General features: G+C 67.0%; 21 protein-coding genes. 13 read left to right on the top strand and 8 right to left on the bottom strand.

All coding sequences use genetic code 11. The features are described from left to right. Nucleotides 1-46: 46 nt before the first annotated feature. Entirely contained in the window at nt 47-445 is a 399-nt protein-coding gene (locus GGC47_RS21550) for a VOC family protein (protein ID WP_142022844.1), read from the bottom strand. 274 nt (nt 446-719) lie between these two features. Here GGC47_RS21550 and GGC47_RS21545 point away from each other — a divergent pair, with 274 nt between their 5' ends. From GGC47_RS21545 to GGC47_RS21510, 8 genes are all read left to right on the top strand, one after another. Continuing rightward, a complete protein-coding gene (locus tag GGC47_RS21545; RefSeq protein WP_113253465.1) occupies nt 720-2,702 on the top strand; it encodes an AMP-dependent synthetase/ligase in 1,983 nt (660 codons plus the stop codon). Beyond that, nucleotides 2,699-3,514 (top strand): ABC transporter ATP-binding protein, encoded by an 816-nt coding sequence (locus GGC47_RS21540; RefSeq protein WP_112761720.1) that lies wholly within the window; start codon nt 2,699-2,701, stop codon nt 3,512-3,514. Before GGC47_RS21545 ends, GGC47_RS21540 begins: the two co-directional genes overlap by 4 nt. A gap of 172 nt (nt 3,515-3,686) precedes the next feature. Further along, entirely contained in the window at nt 3,687-4,601 is a 915-nt protein-coding gene (locus GGC47_RS21535) for a branched-chain amino acid ABC transporter permease (RefSeq protein ID WP_051988150.1), read from the top strand. A gap of 12 nt (nt 4,602-4,613) precedes the next feature. Continuing rightward, nucleotides 4,614-5,693 carry a branched-chain amino acid ABC transporter permease gene (locus tag GGC47_RS21530; protein WP_142022843.1) on the top strand — a complete coding sequence of 360 codons (1,080 nt, stop codon included), beginning with the start codon at nt 4,614-4,616 and terminating at the stop codon, nt 5,691-5,693. Between the two features lie 104 nt (nt 5,694-5,797). Next, nucleotides 5,798-7,129, top strand: coding sequence for an ABC transporter substrate-binding protein (locus tag GGC47_RS21525; RefSeq protein ID WP_112761718.1), 1,332 nt, complete (start codon nt 5,798-5,800; stop codon nt 7,127-7,129). A 174-nt stretch (nt 7,130-7,303) separates the two neighbouring features. Next, nucleotides 7,304-8,149 carry an ABC transporter ATP-binding protein gene (locus GGC47_RS21520; RefSeq protein ID WP_038362855.1) on the top strand — a complete coding sequence of 282 codons (846 nt, stop codon included), beginning with the start codon at nt 7,304-7,306 and terminating at the stop codon, nt 8,147-8,149. Between the two features lie 28 nt (nt 8,150-8,177). Next, nucleotides 8,178-8,858, top strand: a complete 681-nt coding sequence (locus GGC47_RS21515) for a zinc metallopeptidase (RefSeq protein WP_429068672.1) — start codon at nt 8,178-8,180, stop codon at nt 8,856-8,858. A 41-nt stretch (nt 8,859-8,899) separates the two neighbouring features. Next, nucleotides 8,900-10,132 carry a phenylacetate--CoA ligase family protein gene (locus tag GGC47_RS21510; protein ID WP_142022841.1) on the top strand — a complete coding sequence of 411 codons (1,233 nt, stop codon included), beginning with the start codon at nt 8,900-8,902 and terminating at the stop codon, nt 10,130-10,132. A 116-nt stretch (nt 10,133-10,248) separates the two neighbouring features. Here the strand turns inward: GGC47_RS21510 and ung are convergent, their stop codons facing one another. After that, complete coding sequence (gene ung / locus GGC47_RS21505) at nt 10,249-10,947, bottom strand: uracil-DNA glycosylase (RefSeq protein ID WP_142022840.1); 699 nt, start codon at nt 10,945-10,947, stop codon at nt 10,249-10,251. Further along, the gene (locus GGC47_RS21500) at nt 10,944-12,467 is read right to left on the bottom strand and encodes a bifunctional metallophosphatase/5'-nucleotidase (protein ID WP_142022839.1); all 1,524 of its coding nucleotides are present in this window, start codon (nt 12,465-12,467) and stop codon (nt 10,944-10,946) included. The genes ung and GGC47_RS21500 overlap by 4 nt, the downstream gene beginning before the upstream one ends. A gap of 178 nt (nt 12,468-12,645) precedes the next feature. Between GGC47_RS21500 and hemH the strand changes: the two genes are divergently transcribed. Beyond that, nucleotides 12,646-13,710, top strand: a complete 1,065-nt coding sequence (gene hemH, locus GGC47_RS21495; RefSeq protein WP_142022838.1) for a ferrochelatase — start codon at nt 12,646-12,648, stop codon at nt 13,708-13,710. Between the two features lie 108 nt (nt 13,711-13,818). Here the strand turns inward: hemH and GGC47_RS21490 are convergent, their stop codons facing one another. After that, entirely contained in the window at nt 13,819-14,529 is a 711-nt protein-coding gene (locus GGC47_RS21490; RefSeq protein ID WP_185748016.1) for an alpha/beta hydrolase, read from the bottom strand. A 228-nt stretch (nt 14,530-14,757) separates the two neighbouring features. On the opposite strand from GGC47_RS21490, the gene GGC47_RS21485 reads away from it, so the two are divergent. Further along, nucleotides 14,758-15,261, top strand: a complete 504-nt coding sequence (locus GGC47_RS21485; RefSeq protein WP_142022836.1) for a MarR family winged helix-turn-helix transcriptional regulator — start codon at nt 14,758-14,760, stop codon at nt 15,259-15,261. A 55-nt stretch (nt 15,262-15,316) separates the two neighbouring features. Here GGC47_RS21485 and GGC47_RS21480 read toward each other — a convergent pair whose 3' ends face one another. The 4 genes from GGC47_RS21480 to GGC47_RS21465 form a co-directional block, all read right to left on the bottom strand. Beyond that, nucleotides 15,317-16,201 (bottom strand): TorF family putative porin, encoded by an 885-nt coding sequence (locus GGC47_RS21480; RefSeq protein WP_429068671.1) that lies wholly within the window; start codon nt 16,199-16,201, stop codon nt 15,317-15,319. A 243-nt stretch (nt 16,202-16,444) separates the two neighbouring features. After that, nucleotides 16,445-17,881 (bottom strand): murein L,D-transpeptidase family protein, encoded by a 1,437-nt coding sequence (locus tag GGC47_RS21475; protein ID WP_185748015.1) that lies wholly within the window; start codon nt 17,879-17,881, stop codon nt 16,445-16,447. 187 nt (nt 17,882-18,068) lie between these two features. Then, nucleotides 18,069-19,022: an acetyl-CoA carboxylase carboxyltransferase subunit alpha gene (locus GGC47_RS21470; protein WP_038364053.1), complete on the bottom strand. Its 954-nt coding sequence runs from the start codon at nt 19,020-19,022 to the stop codon at nt 18,069-18,071. A 105-nt stretch (nt 19,023-19,127) separates the two neighbouring features. Further along, nucleotides 19,128-19,925 (bottom strand): class I SAM-dependent methyltransferase, encoded by a 798-nt coding sequence (locus GGC47_RS21465; RefSeq protein WP_112761760.1) that lies wholly within the window; start codon nt 19,923-19,925, stop codon nt 19,128-19,130. Nucleotides 19,926-20,068: 143 nt separating this feature from the next. On the opposite strand from GGC47_RS21465, the gene gloB reads away from it, so the two are divergent. Genes gloB through GGC47_RS21450 form a run of 3 tightly spaced genes read left to right on the top strand, consistent with a single transcriptional unit; the run spans nt 20,069 to nt 22,058 of the window. Further along, the gene (gloB, locus tag GGC47_RS21460; RefSeq protein WP_185748014.1) at nt 20,069-20,833 is read left to right on the top strand and encodes a hydroxyacylglutathione hydrolase; all 765 of its coding nucleotides are present in this window, start codon (nt 20,069-20,071) and stop codon (nt 20,831-20,833) included. A 2-nt stretch (nt 20,834-20,835) separates the two neighbouring features. Next, a complete protein-coding gene (locus GGC47_RS21455) occupies nt 20,836-21,300 on the top strand; it encodes a cupin domain-containing protein (protein ID WP_038362849.1) in 465 nt (154 codons plus the stop codon). Beyond that, complete coding sequence (locus GGC47_RS21450; protein WP_112761708.1) at nt 21,300-22,058, top strand: GNAT family N-acetyltransferase; 759 nt, start codon at nt 21,300-21,302, stop codon at nt 22,056-22,058. Before GGC47_RS21455 ends, GGC47_RS21450 begins: the two co-directional genes overlap by 1 nt. Nucleotides 22,059-22,067 lie beyond the last annotated feature (9 nt).

Here is a 22,067-nt window from a genome sequence, read left to right as displayed (position 1 = left end):
TTTTCTTGCGCGGGGCATGGCGAAGACGGTTTCGGCGGCGTGCCGATCAGGCCGGCGCATTGAAGACGGCTTCGATGGCGTAGCCGTCCGGATCCACCACAAAGGCCGCGTAATAATGTGGCCCGTAATGCGGGCGCAGGCCAGGCGCGCCATTGTCGCGCCCGCCGAGCCGAAGCGCGGCCTCGTGAAAGCGAGCGACGGCCGCGCGATCGGGCGCCGCGAAAGCGAGATGGAACCCCGGCCCCGGCGGCCTTTGCCCGTCCGGACGCAGCTTCAGGGCCAGCCTGTCGCCGCCGCCGGGAGCGCCGTAGCCGACCGCCTGCCCTGTCTCGCCCGGGCGCAGATCCTGCCAGACCCTGACATAGCCGAGCGGCGCCAGCACAGCATCGTAGAAGGCGCAGGCACGCTCGATATCGGCAACGCCGAAAGACAGATGATGAAGCATGAGTCGGTCCGCCACCGTCGCAGGCACGGTTCCGCCCGCCGATTCAATCTGCCGAATTCGTGAGGAAAATCAGGGCCGAAGCAGAGAATCTACGAAACACATCTGCGTGAAAAGCAAACTTCGGCGGGACAATAGTCACCAAAAGGCGAATTGTCTGTCAAGCGGGTCCTTGCAAGGATGATGGCCGCCTGCAAGTCTGGCATGAGAACGAGGCCGGAAACCGGCCCGCGGAAGTCGCCACGACGCATGGCGGCTCGACAGGGAGAACGCAATCGTGGCGAGCGGCACCGCTGTTGAGGCGGACACCTTTCCGAAATTGCTGTTGCGCAATGCCAGGGAGCGCGCCGCGCGCGTCGCCTTCCGGCACAAGGACCTCGGCATCTGGCAGTCCTGGAACTGGGCCGAGGTGGCGGAGCATGTCCGCAGCTTCGCCAAGGGCTTGCAGGATCTCGGCCTGAAGCGCGGCGAGAAGGTCGCCATCATCGGCTACAACCGGCCCAGGCTCTATTGGTCGATGTGCGCGGCGCAATGGCTCGGCGCCGTCCCCGTGCCTGTTTATGCCGACAGCGTCGCCGAGGAGATGGCCTATGTCCTCGACCATGCCGAGGCGGTCTTCGCCGTGGTGCAGGACCAGGAGCAGGTCGACAAGATCCTCTCGATCGCCGAACGCCTGCCCCATCTCCGGCACATGCTCTATGACGAGCCGCGCGGCTTGCGCGACTACGACCACAGCAAGCTCCACGCCATCGAGGCGGTGATGCAGGCGGGCGCCAAGGCGCTGAAGGACCCGCAGCAAGCCGCCGCCCTGCAAAGCGAGATGGAAGCCGGCAAGGGCTCCGATCTCGGCATCATCCTCTACACCTCCGGCACGACCGGACGGCCCAAGGGCGTGATGCTCTCGCATTACAACATCCTGATCGCGGCCGAGATCGGCTGCAGCTTCGACGGGCTGAACGAGAGCGACGAGGTCATCGCCTATTTGCCGATCGCCTGGGTCGGCGACCACGTCTTCTCCTATGCGCAGGCGATGCTGGCCGGCTTCTGCGTCAACTGCCCGGAAAGCCCCGAGACCGTCATCGACGACCGCCGCGAGGTCGGCACGACCTACGCTTTTGCGCCGCCGCGCGTCTTCGAGACCATGCTGACCATCACCATGGTGCGCATGGAGGATGCCGGCGCCCTCAAGCGGAGGATGTTCCACTACTTCCTCGGCGTCGCGAAACGCTATGGCGAGCAGATCCTCAATGGCGAGAGCGTGCCGCTGAAGGGCCGGCTGCTCTACAGGCTCGGCGACATCCTGGTCTACGGCCCCCTGCGCAACCGCTTCGGCCTGACCAACATCAAGGTCGGCTACACCGCCGGCGAGGCGATCGGCCCCGAGCTCTTCCGCTTCTACCGCTCGATCGGCGTCAATCTGAAGCAGCTCTACGGCCAGACCGAGGCCGGGGTCTACATCACCATGCAGCCCAATGGCGAGATCAAGGCCGACACCGTCGGCAAGCCCGCGCCGATGGTCGAGATCCGCATCGACGACAATGGCGAGGTGCTCTACCGCTCGCCCTCGATCTTCGGCGGCTACTACAAGGACCCGGACAAGACCGCCGAGACGATGACCGCGGACGGCTATGTCCGCTCGGGCGATGCCGGCTTCTTCGACGAGGGCGGCCATCTCAAGATCATCGACCGCGCCAAGGATGTCGGCAAGCTCAACAACGGCGATCTCTTCCCGCCGAAATACATCGAGAACAAGCTGAAGTTCTATCCGAACATCAAGGAGGTCGTCGCCTTCGGCCAGGGCCGCGACTACGCCACGGTCGCGCTCAACATCGATCTCACCGCCGTCGGCAACTGGGCCGAGCGCCACAACGTCGTCTACGCTTCCTATCAGGAGCTCGCCGGCCACGATCTCGTCTACGACATGATCGCCAAGCACGTCGACGAGGTGAACCGCTCGCTCGCCTCCGAGCCGATGATGGGCGGTGCGCAGATCAAGCGCTTCCTCATCCTGCACAAGGAACTCGACGCCGACGACGGCGAACTGACCCGCACCCAGAAGGTCCGGCGCGGCTTCATCGCCGAGCGCTACGCCCCGCTGGTGACGGCGCTCTATGACGGCTCGGAGGCGGCGGACATCTCGACCGAAGTGACCTTCGAGGACGGGCGCAAGGGCGTGATCTCGGCCCGCGTCAAGGTCAAGGACGCCAAGACCTACCCCGTGACAGCCGAGGGAGCGCCGGCGACGGCGAAGGCGGCATGAACGCGGAACCGATGAACGTGACCGGCACCCCCCTCCGCGACAAGGGCGAAGTCCTGCTCTCGGTCGAGAACATCTCGCTGCGCTTCGGCGGCGTGAAGGCGATCACCGATGTCTCCTTCGACATCCGCAAGGGCGAGATTCGCGCCATCATCGGCCCCAACGGCGCCGGCAAGACCTCGATGCTGAACTGCATCAACGGCTTCTATCAGCCGCAGGAAGGCCGCGTCGTCTTCAAGGGCGAGCGCCGCGCCAAGATGCGCCCGCACCGCGCCGCCGCCGGCGGCATCGCCCGCACCTTCCAGAACGTCGCACTGTTCAAGGGCATGTCGACGCTCGACAACATCATGACCGGCCGCACCCTCAAGATGAAGCGGGGCTTCTTCTGGCAGGCGCTGCGCCACGGCCCGGCGCTGCGCGAGGAGATCGAGCATCGCCGCGTCGTCGAGGACATCATCGACTTCCTCCAGATCGAGCACATCCGCAAATTGCCGGTCGGCAAATTGCCCTACGGCCTGCAGAAGCGTGTTGAACTGGGCCGCGCGCTCGCCATGGAGCCCGAGTTGCTGCTGCTCGACGAGCCGATGGCCGGCATGAACCTCGAGGAGAAGGAGGACATGTGCCGCTTCATCCTCGACGTGAACAACCAGTTCGGCACGACCATCGCCCTGATCGAGCACGATATGGGGGTGGTCATGGACCTCTCCGACCGCGTCGTGGTGCTCGAATACGGCCGCAAGATCGCCGACGGCACGCCCGACGAGGTGAAGCGCGACCAGAAGGTCATCGACGCGTATCTCGGCGTGGCGCATTGAGGAGCGAGGAGACATGAGCGACATCGCCACCCGCCCCGCTCCGAACCTGCTCGCCAGCCCGCTGGTCAAGTTCGGCCTGCTCCTGGCCGCCATCGTGGTGGCGCTCGCCGCCGGCATTTGGCTCGATTCCTCCAACACGCTCTACGCGATCTTCGTCGACCCATTCCGGCAGATGGCCCAGGCGCCCGACCTGTTGGTGCAGACGATCTGGGAAGGGCTCGTCTCCGGCGTGCTCTATGCGCTGATCGCGCTCGGCTTCGTGCTGATCTTCAAGGCTTCGGGCGTGTTCAACTTCGCCCAGGGCATCATGGTGGTGTTCGCGGCGCTGACGCTGGTCGGCCTCTACGAGAAGGGCGTGCCGGCCTTCCTCGCCGTCATCATCACGCTCGGCGTGATGTTCGCGCTGGCCGTGGCCATCGAACGCGTGGTGCTCAGGCCCCTGGTCAACCAGCCCGACATCATCCTGTTCATGGCGACCTTCGGCATCACCTATTTCCTGATCGGCTTCGGCGAGGCGCTTTTCGGCGGCAATCCCAAGCAGATGATCGCCGACCAGCTCTATCTGCCCAAGGGCGCGATCGACCTGCAAATCCTCGGCGGGCTGGTCTCGCTGCAGAAGATCGACATCGCGGCCGCCGTCATCGCCTCGCTGATGATCGCCGCGCTCGCCGCCTTCTTCCAGTACACCCGCATCGGCCGGGCGCTCAGGGCCGTCGCCGACAGCCACAAGGCTGCCCTCTCGGTCGGCATCTCGCTCAACCAGATCTGGGTGATCGTCTGGTTCACCGCCGGCATCGTCGCGCTGATCACCGGCATCATGTGGGGGGCGCGCTCGGACGTGTCCTTCGCGCTCGAGATCGTGGCGCTGAAGGCGCTGCCGGTGCTGATCCTCGGCGGCTTCACCTCGATCCCCGGCGCCATCGTCGGCGGCCTGATCATCGGCATCGGCGAGAAGCTCGGCGAGTTCTACTGGGGCCCGCTGGTCGGCGGCGGCATCGAGAGCTGGCTCGCCTATTTCATCGCCCTGGGTTTCCTGCTGTTCCGGCCGCAGGGCCTGTTCGGCGACAAGATCATCGAACGCATCTGAGGAGCCGGAACCATGCTCTACCGTGAGGCCGGCCAGTACAAATCCACCTACGCCGCCGATATGGGTGTCTTCCCGCTCCGGGAGGACCGGATCGGCATCGCCGTCATTCTGGCGATCGCCCTCGTCGTCATTCCCTTCTTCGGCAGCGACTTCTTCATCGCCTCGGTGATGATCCCCTTCCTCGTCTTCTCGCTGGCGGCGATCGGGCTCAACATCCTCACCGGCTATACCGGGCTGATCTCGCTTGGCACTGCCGCCTTCATGGGGGTCGGCGCCTATAGCTGCTACAAGCTGACGACGCTGTTCCCGGGCGTGAACATCATCGTCCTGATCCTGCTCTCGGGGCTGTTCTCGGCCGGCATCGGCGTGCTCTTCGGCCTGCCCTCGCTGCGCATCAAGGGCTTCTACCTCGCGGTCGCGACGCTCGCCGCGCAGTTCTTCCTGCAATGGGCCTTCGTGCGCGTGCCCTGGCTGTTCAACTACAACGCCTCGGGCGCGATCGAGGTGCCGCAGCGCACCCTCTTCGATATCCCGCTCACGGGCGCATCCGCCACCCCGGAGACGCGCTATTTCGTCTGCCTCGGCCTGGTCGTGGTGCTGACCTGGTTCGCCTCGAACCTGGTCCATGGCAAGCTCGGCCGCTCCTGGATGGCGGTGCGCGACATGGACATCGCCGCGGAGCTCATGGGCATCAAGCTGCTCAACGCCAAGCTGATGGCCTTCGCCGTCTCCTCCTATTTCGCCGGGGTCGCCGGCGCGATGATGATCTTCCTCTGGTACGGCGGCGGCGAGGCGGCGGACGTGTTTTCGATCCGGCTGTCCTTCAGCATCCTGTTCATGGTCATCATCGGCGGATTGGGCTCGCTGATCGGCTCCTTCTTCGGGGCGGCCTTCCTCTCGGTGCTGCCGACGGCGCTGAAATTCGGCCTGCCGGCGCTGGGCGTCCCGATCGGCGGCGCCGCGGCCGAGCACGTCACCTTCATGCTGGTCGGCGCGCTGATCATCACCTTCCTGATCGTCGAGCCGCACGGCCTCGCAAGGCTCTGGCAGATCGGCAAGCAGAAATTGCGGACATGGCCCTTCCCGTACTGAGGCGGGAGAGAGTCCAACAAACGACCGGCACGCCAGAAGCGCCGGCGAAAAGCAAGACGGGACCGGCTGGAACCGGCCCCGGAGGAAACGAACGGAGGAAGTCCATGAAGACGAGCAAGTTGATGAAAGCTGCCGGACTCGGGGCCCTTTTGGCCGCCACCGCCATCGTCGCGCCGGGTTATGCGCAGGACAGCGTCTATTTCGCCAACAACGCCTATCGGACCGGCCCGTTCTCGGGCTCGGGGATTCCGATCGGCGACGGCATGCGCGACTACATCACGATGATCAACGAGCGCGACGGCGGCGTGAACGGCGTCAAGGTCATCTACGAGGAATGCGAGACCGGCTACGACACCAAGAAGTCGATCGAGTGCTACGAGCAGGCCAAGGCGAAGAACACCATCGTCTACTCGCCCTGGTCGACCGGCGCGACGCTCGCCGCGATCCCGCGCGCCCATGTCGACAAGATTCCGATCCTGTCGATGGCCTATGGCCTCTCCGCTTCGGCCGACGGCACGAACTTCCCTTGGGTCTTCATCCCGCCCTTCACCTATTGGGACGGCGCCTCCGTCATGGTGAAGCACATGGCGGCCGAGCTCGGCGGCCTCGACAAGCTCAAGGGCAAGAAGCTCGGCCTGATCCATCTCGACGCACCCTTCGGCAAGGAGCCGATCCCGGTTCTGGAGAACCTCGCCAAGAAATACGGCTTCGAGCTGAAGCTCTATCCGGTGGCGGCGGCCGACATGCAGAACCAGGGCTCGCTCTGGCTCTCGATCCGGCGTGACCGGCCCGACTTCCTCTACAACCAGGGCTGGGGGGCGATGAACCCGACCGCGGTCAAGGAAGCCGCCAAGAACAACTTCCCGATGAACAAGTTCGTCGGCGTCTGGTGGGCCGGCGGCGATGACGATGCCCGTGCCGGCGGCGAGCAGGCCAAGGGCTACTCTTCGCTGAGCTGGACGCTGAGCGGCACTGAGGCGCCCGCGATGCAGGACATCCTGAAATTCGTGGTCGACAAGGGCAAGAGCACGACGCCGAAGGAGAAGGTCGGCGAGGCGCTCTACAACCGCGGCGTCTACAACGCGATGCTCGTCGTCGAGGGCGTCCGCAACGCGCAGAAGCTCACCGGCAAGAAGGTGATCGACGCGCAGGACATGCGTCGGGGCCTGGAATCGCTCAACCTGACCGAGGCGCGCCTGAAGGAGATCGGGCTCGGCGGCTTCGTCACGCCGACGACGATCTCCTGCACCGACCATTCCGGCCACAGCAAGATGTTCGTCTCCGAGTGGGACGGCACCAAATGGACCAAGAAGGCCGACTGGGTCGAGCCGATGAAGGACGAGGTCCGTCCGCTCATCGAATCCAACGCCAAGGACTATGTCGAGAAGGCCGGCAACTGGCCGAAGCGCTCGGAGTCCTGCGAGAAGTCGTCCTGACGACAAAGGGGGCGGTTCGCGCCGCCCCCGCCTTCCTTCTCCCCTCGGGGAGAAGGTGTCTGCGAAGCAGACGGATGAGGGCAGACTTGCTCCGTTCTCATCCGTCATGTCCCTCATCCGACCCGGCTCCGCCGGGCCACCTTCTCCCCCGAGGGGAGAAGGAAGGAGTGTGAGATGTCGACCGCCACCCTCGAAAAACCGGCCGCAGCGACCGCGCGCGACACCATCCTGTCGCTCAACAATATCGAGGTCATCTACGACCATGTCGTGCTGGTGCTGAAGGGCGTCTCGCTCACCGTGCCGCGCCAGGGCATCGTCGCGATCCTCGGCGCCAACGGCGCCGGCAAGACCACGACGCTGAAGGCGATCTCCAACCTGCTCAAGGCCGAGCGCGGCGAGGTCACCAAGGGCTCGATCGTCTTCGACGGCGAGCGCGTCGACAAGCTCTCGCCGAACGAGCTCGTCCGGCGCGGCTGCATCCAGGTCATGGAAGGCCGCCACTGCTTCGGCCATCTCTCGATCGAGGAGAACCTGCTGACCGGCGCCTTCACCCGCCGCGACGGCAATGCCGCAATCAAACGCGACCTCGAGAAGATCTACACGCTGTTCCCGCGGCTGAAGCAGCGGCGGACCTCGCAGGCCGGCTACACCTCCGGCGGCGAACAGCAGATGTGCGCCATCGGCCGGGCGATGATGTCGAACCCCAAGATGATCCTGCTCGACGAGCCCTCGATGGGGCTCGCCCCGCAGATCGTCGAGGAGATCTTCGAGATCGTGCGCCAGCTCAACGCCGATGAAGGGGTATCCTTCCTCGTTGCCGAGCAGAACACCAATATGGCGCTGCGCTATGCCACCTATGGCTATATCATGGAGACCGGCCGCGTCGTCATGGATGGCGACGCGAAGATGCTGCGCGAGAACGAGGACGTGAAGGAATTCTATCTCGGCGTGGCGGAAGGCGACAAGAAGTCCTTCCGCGAGGTGAAGAGCTACAAGCGCCGCAAGCGCTGGCTCTCCTGAGACGGGACGGGTTCGACGGTCGATCACCATGCTCTACGCCGTGGCAGCCCTGCTGGTTCTCCTGCTGATCTTCGGGCCACAGGCCTGGGTCCGCAGCCAGATGAGCCGCCATGCCGTGGCCCGGCCGGACCTGCCGGGGACCGGCGGCGAGCTGGCGCGGCATCTGCTCGACCGCTTCCAGCTCGGCGCCGTCGCGGTGGAGACCACCGAGGGCGGCGATCACTACGATCCGGAGGCGCGCGTCGTGCGCCTCTCGCGCGACAACCATGACGGCCGTTCGATCACGGCCGTCGCTGTCGCCGCCCATGAGGTCGGCCACGCCATCCAGCACGCGGAAGGCAGCACGCTGCTCGCGGCGCGCAGCTTGCTCGCCCGCACGATGGGGATCGTCGACAAGGTCGCCATGGCGATCCTGATCACCGCCCCGCTGGTCGCGGCGGTGACGCATCTGCCGGCCTTGGGTCTGATGCAGTTCGGCCTTGCCGTGGCGCTGCTCGGCATCGGGCTCATCGTGCATCTGGTGACGCTGCCGCTCGAATTCGACGCCAGCTTCGGCAAGGCGCTGCCGATCCTCGCCGGGGACGGCTATCTCGACCGGCGCGACTTGCCTGCCGCCCGCGGCGTGCTGCGGGCTGCGGCGCTCACCTATGTCGCAGGCGCGCTGATCGGCCTGCTCAATTTCCTGCGCCTGCTGCGCGTCATCCGCTGACGCCGCCGCCCCGAACGAGATCACGACCTGGGACCCGACAGATGAACGCGCATCACGACGATCTGGAGACCCGTCCCCCCGAGATTCGCGAGGCCGATCTCTTCGCGCGCCTGCCGGGGCTGCTCACCGCCGCGATGCGCGCCCCGGCCTATGCCGAGCGTCTCGGCGGCATCGATCCGGCCGGGATCACCGACCGCAAGGCGCTGGCCCGCCTGCCGGTCCTGCGCAAGGCCGATCTTCCGGCCCTGCAGAAGGCCGCCCTGCCCTTTGGCGGCCTAGTCCCCTCCGCTCCCGGCTCATTCGGCCGGCTGTTCACCTCGCCCGGCCCGATCTTCGAGCCGGAAGGCACGGCGAGCGACGCCTGGGGCGCCGCGCGCGGCCTTGTCGCCGCCGGCTTCCGGCCGGGCGACATCGTGTTGAACACGCTGAGCTATCATCTGACGCCGGGCGGCTTCATCATGGACTCGGCCGCGCGTGCCGCCGGCTGCGCCGTCATTCCGGCAGGTCCCGGCAATACCGAGCAGCAGATGGAGGTGATCGCGGCCTACCGCCCGAGCGCTTATGCCGGCACGCCCGACTTCCTCAAGATCCTGATCGAGGCCGCCGATGCCCGCGGCGTCGACATCGCCTCGATCAAGCGCGCCGTCGTCTCTGGCGCGGCCTTCCCGCCCTCGCTCCAGGCCTGGGTCAGGGAGCGCGGCATCGACGCCTACCAGCTCTATGCCACCGCCGATATCGGCGTCATCGCCTATGAGACCTCGGCCCGCGAGGGCATGGTTCTCAACGAGAACCTGATCGTCGAGATCGTCCGCCCCGGCACCGGCGACCCGGTCCCCGAGGGCGAGGTCGGCGAGGTCGTCGTCACCAATCTCGACCCGCATCACCCGCAGATCCGGCTGGCCGTCGGTGACCTCACCGCCGTCCTGCCCGGCATCAGCGCTTGCGGACGCACCAACACCCGCATCAGGGGCTGGATGGGCCGCGCCGACCAGACGGCGAAGATCAAGGGCATGTTCGTGCGCCCCGAGCAGGTCGCCGAGATCGCCAGGCGCCATGCCGAGATCGCCAAGCTCCGCCTCGTTGTCGGCCGCGCCGACGAGGTCGACACCATGACCCTCAAGGCCGAGATTTATGCCGAGCCGGCCGGGCTGGTCGACGCGATGTCCTCGACGCTGCAGCAGGTGACCAAGCTCAAGGGCGCAGTCGAGATCCTGCCGCTGGGCGCCCTGCCGAACGACGGCAAGGTCATCGCGGACGAGCGACCGGTGGGGTAAGTCCGCGCCGTCATTCTCGGGTCGAAGCGGTGCTTCGCCCGAGAATCTCTTCCAGGATAAGGCGCTTTTCCGTCACGAGATGCTCGGGTCAAGCCCGAGCATGACGGCGGTACGCTTCACCAGTCGATCGCCTTTTCCCCCTGCTCCTCCAGCCAGGCATTCGCCCGGCTGAACGGCTTCGACCCGAAAAACCCCCGCCTTGCCGACAACGGCGACGGATGGGCGCTGGCGATGACCAGATGCCGGCTTTCGTCGATCAGCGGCCGCTTCGTCTGCGCTGGCGCGCCCCAGAGCAGGAAGACGACATGCGGCCGCATCCGCGCGACGGCGGCGATGATCTCGTCGGTGACCTTGCCCCAGCCCAATTGAAGATGCGAACCCGCCTTGCTCGCTCCCTCGCGCACGGTCAGCGCCGTGTTGAGCAGCAGCACGCCCTGCTGCGCCCAGCGCGTCAGGTCACCATCGCCCGGCGCCGGTAGCCCGAGATCCTCCGCGCGCTCCTTGTAGATATTGACGAGCGAGCGCGGCAGCGGCGGCGGCCCCACATAGGAGAAGGCGAGCCCGTTGGCATGGCCGGGCGTCGGATAGGGGTCCTGTCCGAGGATGACGGCGCGAACCGCATCGAGCGGTGTCAGGCTGAGCGCCGCGAACACCCGTTCCGGCGCCGGCGCCACGACATGCCCCGCAACCCGCTCGGCATCCACGGCGGCGCAGGCGCGTGCAGCCTCCGCACCGGGAGCAAAGACCGGCAGGTCGCGCCAGCCCCGGGAATTCCCGCTCGCCAGGAAAGCCGCGAGCGCCTTGCTGCAGCTCACTTCAGGACCGCCCGCCCCTCGACCTTGGCGTCGATCGTCCCGAGCCGGCGCAGATAGACCATCACCTCATTGGCCATCAGCTTGCCGTCAGTCAGGCCGATCAGCGTCTTGCCGCGGCCGAGCGCGGTATAGCCGTCGCCGCCTTCGAGCATGAAGTTGTTGGAGGCGACGGTGTATTTGCCGGCCGGGTCGATCGGCGTGCCGTCGGTCAGGGTGAGCGCAGTGACGCGCGAGCCGACCGGCTGCTTGATATCCGCCTCGAACTTCAGCCCCGCCACGACCGGAAACTTGCCCGAGCCCTGCGGCGCGGGCGAAAGCCCGTTCTCGATCGCGTCCTTCACGTCCTTGCCGGTGATCTCGACCATGACGGTGGCATTGCCGAAGGGCAGTTCGCTCAGCACGTCGCGCCGCGTCAGCGTCGTGCCGGCCGCATATTGCTTGTTGGCGCGGATGCCGCCGGCATTGGTGATGGCGAGCTGCGCGCCGGTGGCGGCCCGGATCGCATCGGCGATCAGGTTACCGATCGCCGCCTCCTGCGTGCGGATGACGCCCGTGCGCGAGTCGAGCGGCACGTTGAGCTTGGCGACATCGACGTCGAGCTCCTTCGAGAGTTCCCCTTCGTAGCCCTTGACGATGGCCGCGACCTCCGGGTCCGGCGTCGCCGAGCGGGAATCGTTGACCCGGAAGGTCGGGCTCCACGTCACCTGCCGCGCCGCGCCCTCGCCCTTGATGCTGACCGCGATGTCGATGGCCGTGACGTAATTGCCCTCCTCGTTCGACTCCACCATCACCACCTTGCCGTCATAGGCGATGGCGAGGTCGTGGTCGTGGCCGGTGAGCAGGACGTCGACGACGCGCGAGCGCACGATCTCGTTGTCCATCGCCCGGTCGGCATGGACGACGGCGACGAGGATATCAGCGCCCTGCCCCTTCAGCGCCTTGGCCTCGCGCTTGAGCGCCTCCATGGTCGAGGAGAATTTCAGGTCGCCGGGATTGGAGATCTGCGGCGTCGGGTCATAGGCCGTGCCGATGACGCCGACCTTGATGCCGCCGAGCTCGAAGATCTGGCTGTCCTTGTGGCCGGGCAGCGGGTTGCCGGCGGCATCGCGCAGATTGGCGGCGAAGGTCGGATAGGTCTGCGCGGCGACGAGCTTGAGATAGTTCTCCTTGCCGAAATCGAACTCGTGATTGCCCGGCACGAAGACGTCGAGGCCCATCTTGTTCTGCATCGCGACGATATGGGCGCCCTGGTCGAAGCCTGACATCAGCGAGGGCGAGTAGCAGTCGCCGGCATGGCAGAACAGCACCGGCACGCCCTTGGCACGCTCCGCCTTGGCGATGCCGGCGGCGCGCGCGAAGCCGCCGCGGCCCTTGTCGTCGCTCATCTTGTAGATGTCGTTGACCAGCAGCAGCGTGAAGCTCGGCGCCGGCTGCTGCGCCATCGCGGCGGGCGCCGTCGCGGCAAGGGCCGCAGGGGCGGCGAGAACGCCAAGGGCTTTGCGACGTGTCAGCTTTGTCATGGCGGGCGCCCTCTTGAGAAGGTGTCCAGACTAGCAAGAGACGCGCCGCGCTGACCAGATGCCTTTCGGCGCCCAGGGCCGCCTGTCGGCGATGTCGCACCCGGCCCGTCCCCTCTCTTCAAGGCTGGACGAAAGCGCGAACTCGTCTAAATCACGAGCGCAAGGAGAGCCTGCGCTCATGACTGCTGACATCGCCACGGCCCCGGCCCGCGAAGCCGTTCCGCTCCCGCCGGATCACCCGCAAGCCCGATACGGCCGCATCGGCGTGCTGCTGATGAATCTCGGCACGCCGGAAGGCACCGGCTACTGGCCGATGCGCGCCTATCTCAAGGAGTTTCTCTCGGACCGCCGCGTCATCGAGGAACCCCGCTGGAAATGGTGGCCGATCCTCAACCTGATCATCCTGTCGACGCGGCCGGGCCGCAAAGGCAAGGACTACGCCTCGATCTGGAACAACGAGCGCAATGAGGGGCCGCTCAAGACCATCACGCGCTCGCAGACCGAGCAGCTCGCCGAGCGCCTCAAGCCGCTGGCCGGCGAGCGCGTCGTCTTCGACTGGGCGATGCGCTACGGCCTGCCCGATGTGAAGAGCCGTTTGAAGGCCCTGCTCGACCAGGGCTGCGACCGCATCCTGCTGGTGCCGCTTTATCCGCAATATGCCGCGCCGACCTCGGCTACCGCCTGCGACCAGGCCTTCCGCGCGCTGATGCAGATGCGCTGGCAGCCGGCGGTGCGCGTCTCGCCGCCCTATCACGACGACCCCGCCTATATCGGCGCGCTCGCCCGCTCGATGCGCGCCTCTCTGGCCAAGCTCGATTTCGAGCCGGCGGTCATCCTCTGCTCCTTCCACGGCATGCCGAAGGATTACCTGCTCAAAGGCGACCCCTATTACTGCCAATGCGTGAAGACCTGGCGGCTGCTGCGCGCCGAGCTCGGCCTCTCCGAGGAGCGTTTCCCGCTGACCTTCCAGTCGCGCTTCGGGCCGGATGAATGGTTGCAGCCCTATACCGACGAGACGGTGAAGGCGCTGGCGCTGGCCGGGAAGAAGTCGATGGCGATCGTGGCGCCGGGCTTCTCGGCCGATTGCCTGGAGACGCTTGAGGAGCTCGACGGCGAGAACCGCGAGATCTTCCTGCACAATGGCGGCGAAAAATTCGCCTATCTGCCCTGCCTCAACGATTCCGCCGAGGGTATCGACGTCATCGCCGAAGTCGTGCAGCGCGAATTGATGGGCTGGCTCTGAGGCAAGCTAGAGCATTTTCGAGCGAAGTGGACACCGGCTCGCGTGAAGAAAATGCGTTAAAACAAAGAGATAGGGCATTTCTGCGATTCGGAGAAACGCGGAAATACTCTAACGCTCTTCGCTACCGACGAAGCGCGTGACGCTCTCGATCACCGGCTTCGCCTGCAGGATGCGGCGATGGCCGAAGCCGCTCGTCTCCTCCAGGTCGACGAAGGAGCCTGCCGCCGCCAGCGCCTCGGCATGGCGGAAATCGAGCTCGCGATCCTGCCGGTCATGGACGACCAGGGTCGGCACGCCGATCGCGGCGAGCTGCGCCGGCCCCTCGAAAGCCTCGACCGGATTGCCGGCGACGACATGGATGCGCCGTTCGAGCGCCGCCTGGCCGCGCCGGCCGAGCCCGATGCCGGCGCCGAACCGCCGCGTGATCTGCTTGATCGAGGAGGGCGCGGCGATCATCGCGAGGCGCCCGGCACTCACCGGCGGCTGGCTGGGAACCGAGCCCGCCAGCGCCGCGAGCGCGATCGCCCCGCCGAAGGAATGGGTCACGATCGCATGCAGCGGCCCGAAGGCCCGCGCCACCGCCGCCAGGCTGGCCACCCCGAGCGGCAGGTTCAGCACCCGCCCCGTCGAGGCGCCATGCGCCGGCAGGTCGAAGGCGACCACGCGGAAGCCGGCTTCGCGCAGCGGCGCTGCAAAGGCGGCCATGAAAGCCGCTTCGCTGTTCCAGCCATGCACCAGCAGCACGGTGCCGCGCTGGCTGGCCCCCTCCGGCGCGAAGACATAGGCCGTGACGCTCCCGCAGGGGAACGGAACCGCCATCGCCTCCGCTTCCGCCAGGCGGCCCGCGGCGCTCCGCGCACCGGAGGACGCGTTTTCGTTTCGCGCCAGGCGGCGCGGCGGGGTACAGAACAGACGGAAGGCGAGTCTGCCGGTTGCCGCGGGCGCCACGAAGCTGGCGACCCGGGTCAGAGGACGCAGGAGACGGAGAGCGGTGTCGGCCATGGCATGGAGCCCAATCTGTTCAACGCTGAACTATTATGTTCAGCCATGAACAAAAAGCAAGCCTCTTCCCAGACCTCTTCGACGGCGGGTTCCGGGCCGGAGCCGGCGCGCCAGCTCCTGCCCTGGGATCTGCCGCGTTTCCGCAACTGGATTTCGGTCGCCCGCGTCCACACGCTCTGGGAAAAGGCCTTCGGCGAGGCGCTGGCGCCGCTCGACATCCAGGTCGCCCATTATGACGTGCTCGCCAACATCTTCCACGTGCCCGGCCTGACGCAGCAGGCCTTGGCCGGGAAGCTGCTGGTCGGGCGCAGCGCCATGAGCATGCTGCTGCCGGTGCTGGAGCGGCGCGGGCTGATCGAGCGGCGCGGCGACGAGGCGGACCGGCGCGTGCGCAGGCTCTGGCTCACGCCGGAGGGCGAGGCTCTGACCCGCAAGGCGATGGCGATCCATGTCGCGGAGATCGAGGCGATGATGACGGTGCTGAGCGAGGACGAATGCAACGCGATCGGCGAGATGATGCGCCGCGTCGCCAAGGCGCTGGAAAGCTGACGCAAAAGGGCCGCCCGAACGGGCGGCCCTTCGCGATGGACAAGGAGAGCCCGGCTTACTGCTGTGCGAAGATGCCGAGGCTGCTGGCTGTGATGTCGAAGGAGAGCGTGCCGACCACGGCGGCGCCGCACCATTTCGAGCGGCCGCTGCCCGAATAGATCCCGCTCTGATCGGCGGTCAGCGCGAAGCACTCGGTCTTCGACAACGTCGTGTCGTGGTAGCGCAGATCCGCCGTGACGTTCTTCCAGGTGTAGGAGACGCCGGCGTTCCAGTAGGTGTAGTCGGGCAGGTTGGTCGGCGGATTGGTCGACCAGATCGCCAGATTGGTCCTGCCGAGCCAGTAATGGCCGAGCTCGCCCGAGACCGACAGGCCTTCGAGGAAGGGCAGGGCGTATTTCGCCGTGACCGAGGCATAGGTGCCGTCGGCGCCGGTGCCGAGCCAATCCCAAGCGTAGAAGACGTTCGCGCCGAGTGTGAGGCTCTCGGCGAAGGTGTAGGACACCTTGCCATAAACCTCGGTGTAATCGGTGTTCTTCGGCGTCCAGTAGGTGCCGGCGAAGTCGATCAGCTGCTTTTCGCGCGGATAGTAGTACTGCATCACGCCGAAATCGAAGGCGAGATCGCCGAACTTCGGACGGATGCCGCCGTAGAAGTCGACTTCCGCGCTCGGCTTGGTCGCCAGATCGACGCTGGACCCGTAGATGCCGGCATAGAACAGATTGTTGTAGACCTGCAGCTCGGCGCCGGCGCCGAAGCCCGGCCTGCGGTCGGTCTGCGAGATACCGCGGAAATTATAGTCGGTCTGGCCCTTCACATTGACCGCGATGTCGAACCAGGTGATCGCCGGCACGACCGGAGCGGGCGGCGCCCCTTTCTTGCTGGGCAGGTCCGAAGCGAGCGCACCGGCCGCCAAGACGGTCGAAATGCCAAACCCCAACACCGAAGACCGAAAAAGATCCAGAACCATCGCCCAGCACCCCTCACCGCGCCTTGGTCGCGCTTTCGCCACAATCAAGCAGGGCACGGGGGATTTTCGGCAAGACGAGCTTTTCGGCAGCCTGCCCGCCAAATAAGCAAAAGCCCCCGAAACGGGGGCCTTCGCGCCTGCAAAACAGGCTCAAATCATTTGATCGGGAACTGTTGCAGTTCCGTCACATACCCAAAACGCCGGAAACGACCGCGATCAGCGCGTGACCGGCTGGCTGGCATAGGCAGCCGGCGACTGGTCCAGGCTGCTGGTACGCAGATTCGTCGCCCGGCGCGGCGGCAGCGGGGCGCGGATATTGGTCGGATTTGCCGGCACGGTGACCTCAACCGGCACCTCGACGGCAGCCGTGCTCTGCCCGCTCGTGCTGGAGGAGCCGCCGAATGTCGGCATGAAGCTCAGCGCGCGCTGCAGGAAGGGCTTGCTCTCCTCGGCCGGCGCAGCCACCGGCACCGAGGTGGTGCTGGCCAGCACCGGCGCCTGCTCGGCCTTGCCGGGCTGGATCCGCGCGAGCTGGGTCGTCGCCGGGGCGGTGAACGGCTTGGTCTCGGCCTTTGCCGGTTCGGGCTTGCTGGGCTCGGGCTTGGCAACCTCGGCCGGTGCGGCGGCGGCGACCGCAGCCATCACCGCGCCGTCATCCGCCGAAGCGGCCCGCGCCGTGCCTTTCGCCCTGCCCTTGTCGTCGAGCACGACCACGCTCGGCCCCGAGGCCAGCGCATCCTCGCGGCTGATGCCGACATCCCGCGACGCCCAGGACGCCCTGCGGTTGAGCGCATCGGCGCCGCCGGCCATCAGCGCCTGCTTGAACGAATTATGCTGGTCGCCGTCGTCATAGACGAGCCGGATCGCCGGCGTGCCCTTGGCGACGAGGGCAGCGACCTCGACCGCGTCCTGGCGTTCCTTCGCGGCGACCTCGGCCGGCTCCGAGCCGCCATTGAAGACATAGCGGCCGCCGGCGACGGACACCGCCGGCTCGTCCTTCACGACCTCGAAATAGTCCGAGCCTTCCTTCAGGTTCTTCCAGAAGGCGATGTTCGGATCGAGCCGGTGCTGGGCGAGGTTCTTCGCCGTCATGCGGAAGGGGAAGGCCTGCATCTGCACGGCCTTCTGGCCGGCGTTCTGCGCCTCGCGCACCAGCGCGTAGATCTCGCCGATCTGATCGTCCGTCATCGAGTAGCAGCCGGCCGAGGAGCAGGCGCCATGCACCATCAGATGCGCGCCGGTGCGGCCATGGGCCCGGTCATAGGCGTTGGGATAGCCCATGTTGAACGACACGTAATAGGACGAGTTCGGGTTCATCTGCTGCGGCGCGATGGCGTAGAAGCCCTCCGGCGCCATGCGGTCGCCCTCGCGCACCTTCGGGCCGAGCTGGCCCGACCAGCGGCACATGGGAAAAGTCTTGAGCAGGGCGTAGCGGCCGTCGGCCTTGCGCTTCCAGACCTCGAGCTCCGACTCCTTCTTGTAGGAGCGGATCAGGATCGGCTGGTCCTTGCTCATGCCCTTCTCGGACATCAGCGCATAGGTCGCCGACGGAATCGGGATGTTGTGGCGACCGGCGCCGCGATAACGCTCTTCCTCGCAAGCCGCCAGGGTCAATGCAACAAAAGCCACGAGCGCGAGTTGCTTCAGTGCCACGTCGTCAATCCCATCGAACGGCAGGCCGGGGCGCGACCTGTGACTTCGCAAGACGGCTAAATTGTGCCGTCGTCCTGTTTTAGAAGCGTTAGCCTTGAGGGTTCCTTACCATAGGCTCCCTGAGTCTGGCCACATGGTCAATGCCCGGTAAAGACACCGCCGTTTCGCAGGCGCGAAATCAACGCTTTCAGAGATGGCGCCCGATACCGAGGAATTTTTCCGCCCGCTTGTCGACGATCGCGGCCCCGTCGAGGCCGGCGAAATCGGCGAGCGCCGCCGCGATGGCGTCCCCCGCCCGCGTCATCGCCGCCTGCTTGTCGCGGTGGGCGCCGCCGGTCGGCTCGGAGACGATTCCGTCGATGACGCCGAACCTGAGCAGATCCTGCGCCGTGATCTTCATGCCGGTGGCGGCGTCCTGCGCGCGCGCCGTGTCGCGCCAGAGGATCGAGGCCGCGCCTTCCGGCGAAATCACCGAATAGATCGCATGCTCGAGCATCAGCACGCGGCTCGCCGCAGCGATCGCGATCGCCCCGCCCGAACCGCCCTCGCCGATCACCAGCGCGACGCTGGCGGTGGGCAGGCCGAGCCAGGCCTCCGTCGAGCGGGCGATGGCCTCGGCCTGGCCGCGCTCCTCGGCATCGATGCCCGGATAGGCGCCGGCGGTGTCGACGAAGCTCAGCACCGGCAGGCCGAAGCGGCCGGCCATCTCGACGAGCCGCACCGCCTTGCGATAGCCCTCGGGCTTCGGCATGCCGAAATTGTGCCGGATGCGGGTCTCGGTCGAATCGCCCTTCTCCTGGCCGATGACGCAGACCGCCTCGCCGCGGAAGCGGCCGAAGCCGCCAACGATCGCCTCGTCTTCCCCAAAGGCGCGATCACCTGCGAGCGGCGTGAACTCCTCGATCAGCGCGGCGCAGTAATCCTTGAAATGCGGCCGCTGCGGATGGCGCGCCACCAGCGTCTTCTGCCAGGGCGTCAGCGCCGCATAGATTTCCTTGAGCGCCTGGTTCGCCTTGGCGTCGAGCTTGCCGATCTCTTCCGACAACGAGATGCCGTCGCCACGCGCCTCGAGAGCCCGCAACTCGTCCGACTTCGCCTCGAGCTCGGCGACCGGTTTCTCGAAATCCAGATAGCTACGCATCGTGATCCAGTTCAGCTTCCGCGCCGGGTTCGGCACGGATCGGCGGTTTCGCATGAAACCGGGGCTCGAAAGGCGGCGGACCATGTCCGCGACCCGGCGAAATTGTCAACCCGCATGGGGTTTTCGAGGTGACGGGAATTCCAGTCCCGCGCTGCCGGAAGGCTTCGCGGCGCGCGGCGTCGGCGCGGGCTGCGGCAGCAGGATGGGCCTGAGCGCGAAGCTGCGCCGCGTCGCGCGCAACGGCGCGCGCCGGTAGAACTGCTTGGTCGCGTCGATGACATGGACCCCGGCGAAGGGCAGTGACAGCCCGAGCCCGATCTGCTCCCAGGCATAGGCCGAACGCATCAGGATCCGCCGCTGCAGCGGCGGGACATAGAGCACCTCGGCCCAGTGCTCGGGCGAGAATTCGGCGGCGCGCATCAGCGCCGAGAGCTGGCGGCGGCTGAACGGACGGCCCTGCCCGAAGGGCGTGCCGTCCATGCGCGCCCAGAGGCCGCGCCGGTTGGGCACCACCAGGATCATCCGCCCGCCGGGATTGAGCACGCGCGAGACCTCTTCCAGCAGGTCGTCGGGGCTTTCGGTCTCCTCCAGCGCATGGACGAGCACGACGCGGTCGATCGAGGCGGTCGGCAGCGGCAGCAGGGTCGGCTCGACCAGCGCCGAGGCGGAAAGCCCCGGCGAGGGCCAGTTCACCACGCCTTGCGCCGCCGGCATGAATGCGATGGTGCGTTCGGCCTCGATGCCGAGCACGGAGAGATAGGGCGTGGAGAAACCCAGCCCCAGCAGCCGCTGGCGGTCGCAATCCGGCCAGAAGCGCAGCATGGCCCGGCCGATGAAGCGTCGCGCCACATGCCCGAGCGGGCTGGCGTAGAAGGCGCGCAGGTCGACGACGTCGAGAGGCATGGCGCCTGAGATGGAACGCCCCGCGCGCGAACGCAAGGGCGGCTTCCGCAGCAACTGCACGACGACACTGCGCGCCCGGTGGCTTGATCGGCAAGCGGCCTTGGCCCATGCAGGGCGTCCGTTCGCACTCGCAGGAGTCCGCCATGCCGCTCGACCTCCATGTCTTCCGCACGCTCAGCGACAATGCGGGCGCCCTGCTCCACGACCCCGCGACGGGCGCCTGCGCGGCGGTGGACGTGCCCGATGCCGGCGAGACGCTCGCCGCCGCCAGGGCCAAGGGCTGGACGATCAGCGACATCTTCATCACCCATGCCCATCACGACCACACGCAAGGCGTCGCCGAGGTGAAGCAGGCGACGGGCGCGACCGTCGTCGGCCCGGCCGATGCCCGCACATCCGCCCCGCTCGACCGCGTGATCGGCGAAGGCGACAGCGTGGCGCTGGCGGGCGAGCGCTTCGAGATCTGGCATACGCCCGGCCATTCCGACGGCCATCTCAGCTATATCGGCCTGGGCAGCAAGATCGCGCTGGTCGGCGACGTCGTCTTCGTCATGGGCTGCGGCCGGGTCCAGCCCGGCCAGATGGAGCGGATGTGGACCTCGCTCTCGCGCATCATGGCGCTGCCCGGCGACATCCGGCTCATCACCGGCCATGACTACACGCTCGCCAATGCCCGCTTCGCCCGCTCGGTCGATCCGACGAACGCGGCGCTCGCCGCGCGTTTCGCCGAGGCCGGGACAGCCAAGGCCGAAGGCCGCTTCTGGGCGCTGACCACCATCGCCGAGGAACAGGCGACGAACCCCTTCTTCCGCGCCGGCGAGCCCGCGCTGGCGGCCGCCGTCCATCTCGCCGGAAAGCCGGCCCCCCAGGTCTTCGCGGCGCTCCGCGAAGCCAAGAACAAGTTCTGACCATGCCGCATCGCCTCGAAGGGCTGACGGCGGCGGAGGTGATCCGCCTGCTCGACCTCAAGCCCCATCCCGAAGGCGGGCATTACCGCGAGACCTTCCGCGATGCGGAAGGCCCGGAAGGGCGCGGCCATTCGACCGCGATCTACTATCTGCTCGACACCGGCGAAACCTCGGAATGGCACCGCGTCGATGCCGCCGAGATCTGGCACCATTATGCCGGCGCGCCGCTGGTCATCACCGTCTCGCCCAATGGCCACGACGCCTCGGCCCATCATCTCGGCACCGATCTCGCCGCCGGCCAGCGCCCGCAATTCGTGGTGCCGGCCGGCTGGTGGCAGAGCGCGACCTCGCTCGGCGCCTGGACGCTGGTGGGCTGCACGGTCGCGCCGGGCTTCGCGTTTTCGGGATTCGAGATGGCGCCGCCGGGCTGGCGGCCAACGCCCCGCAAGCCGGCTGGAGGAGCATGATGCTGACGACGAACGAGGACAGCCAGCTCGCGCTGGAATGCGAGCGGCGGATCATCAATGCCTGGCCGGCCTTGTCGACGCTCGTCCTCGGCGACTGGGTGCTGCGCTTCGCCAATGGCTATTCCGGCCGCGCCAACTCGGCGACGCCGCTCGCCTATGGCGCCGAGCTCGACGATGCCATGCTCGACATGCTCGAGGAGCTCTACCGCGCCGACGGTCTGCCACCCACGATCCGGCTGACCCCGCTCGTCGCCGAGGCGACCCGCGCGGCCGTGCTGGCACGCGGCTACAGGGTCAAGGACGCCTCTTTCGGCATGATCGCGCCGCTCGCCGGGCTCCCGGTCTCCGAAGAGGCGGAGCTCCAGATCGAGGCCCGGCCCGAGCTGGAATGGATCGCCGGCGTCGCCGCGCGCCAGAGCGGCGTGAAGACGCATGCGGGCAATCTGGCGGCCATCGTCGAGAAGGTCCGCCTACCCGCCGCCTTCGCCTCCTGGCTGGTCGAGGGCGAGCCTGTCGCCTTCGGCATGGCGGTGGCGGAGCGCGGCATGGCCGAGATCGGGCTGATCTGCGTCGATCCCGCCCATCGCGGCAAGGGGCTGGGCCGCCGGATCGTCGCCGGGTTGATGGGCTGGGCCGGCGCCATGGATTGCCACAGCGCCTATCTGCAGGTCGAGCAGAGCAACGCCATCGCAATCAGCCTCTATCGCAGCCTCGGCTACCGCCAGCTCTATGCCTACGAGACGCGAATCCTGGACTAGCGTCCGTCA

The sequence above is a fragment of the Allobosea sp. OAE752 genome (assembly GCF_050433265.1).
Lineage (GTDB): Bacteria > Pseudomonadota > Alphaproteobacteria > Rhizobiales > Beijerinckiaceae > Allobosea > Allobosea spartocytisi.
This window is presented reverse-complemented; position numbering and strand designations above follow the sequence as displayed.

What these genes read in the sequence shown, in the direction of transcription:
- GGC47_RS21550 (WP_142022844.1), bottom strand. Translation starts at nt 445, where the DNA reads ATGCTTCATCATCTGTCTTTCGGCGTTGCCGATATCGAGCGTGCCTGC.
- GGC47_RS21540 (WP_112761720.1), top strand. Translation starts at nt 2,699, where the DNA reads ATGAACGCGGAACCGATGAACGTGACCGGCACCCCCCTCCGCGACAAG.
- GGC47_RS21535 (WP_051988150.1), top strand. Translation starts at nt 3,687, where the DNA reads ATGGCCCAGGCGCCCGACCTGTTGGTGCAGACGATCTGGGAAGGGCTC.
- GGC47_RS21530 (WP_142022843.1), top strand. Translation starts at nt 4,614, where the DNA reads ATGCTCTACCGTGAGGCCGGCCAGTACAAATCCACCTACGCCGCCGAT.
- GGC47_RS21525 (WP_112761718.1), top strand. Translation starts at nt 5,798, where the DNA reads ATGAAGACGAGCAAGTTGATGAAAGCTGCCGGACTCGGGGCCCTTTTG.
- GGC47_RS21520 (WP_038362855.1), top strand. Translation starts at nt 7,304, where the DNA reads ATGTCGACCGCCACCCTCGAAAAACCGGCCGCAGCGACCGCGCGCGAC.
- GGC47_RS21515 (WP_429068672.1), top strand. Translation starts at nt 8,178, where the DNA reads ATGCTCTACGCCGTGGCAGCCCTGCTGGTTCTCCTGCTGATCTTCGGG.
- GGC47_RS21510 (WP_142022841.1), top strand. Translation starts at nt 8,900, where the DNA reads ATGAACGCGCATCACGACGATCTGGAGACCCGTCCCCCCGAGATTCGC.
- GGC47_RS21500 (WP_142022839.1), bottom strand. Translation starts at nt 12,467, where the DNA reads ATGACAAAGCTGACACGTCGCAAAGCCCTTGGCGTTCTCGCCGCCCCT.
- hemH (WP_142022838.1), top strand. Translation starts at nt 12,646, where the DNA reads ATGACTGCTGACATCGCCACGGCCCCGGCCCGCGAAGCCGTTCCGCTC.
- GGC47_RS21490 (WP_185748016.1), bottom strand. Translation starts at nt 14,529, where the DNA reads ATGGCGGTTCCGTTCCCCTGCGGGAGCGTCACGGCCTATGTCTTCGCG.
- GGC47_RS21485 (WP_142022836.1), top strand. Translation starts at nt 14,758, where the DNA reads ATGAACAAAAAGCAAGCCTCTTCCCAGACCTCTTCGACGGCGGGTTCC.
- GGC47_RS21470 (WP_038364053.1), bottom strand. Translation starts at nt 19,022, where the DNA reads ATGCGTAGCTATCTGGATTTCGAGAAACCGGTCGCCGAGCTCGAGGCG.
- GGC47_RS21465 (WP_112761760.1), bottom strand. Translation starts at nt 19,925, where the DNA reads ATGCCTCTCGACGTCGTCGACCTGCGCGCCTTCTACGCCAGCCCGCTC.
- gloB (WP_185748014.1), top strand. Translation starts at nt 20,069, where the DNA reads ATGCCGCTCGACCTCCATGTCTTCCGCACGCTCAGCGACAATGCGGGC.
- GGC47_RS21455 (WP_038362849.1), top strand. Translation starts at nt 20,836, where the DNA reads ATGCCGCATCGCCTCGAAGGGCTGACGGCGGCGGAGGTGATCCGCCTG.
- GGC47_RS21450 (WP_112761708.1), top strand. Translation starts at nt 21,300, where the DNA reads ATGCTGACGACGAACGAGGACAGCCAGCTCGCGCTGGAATGCGAGCGG.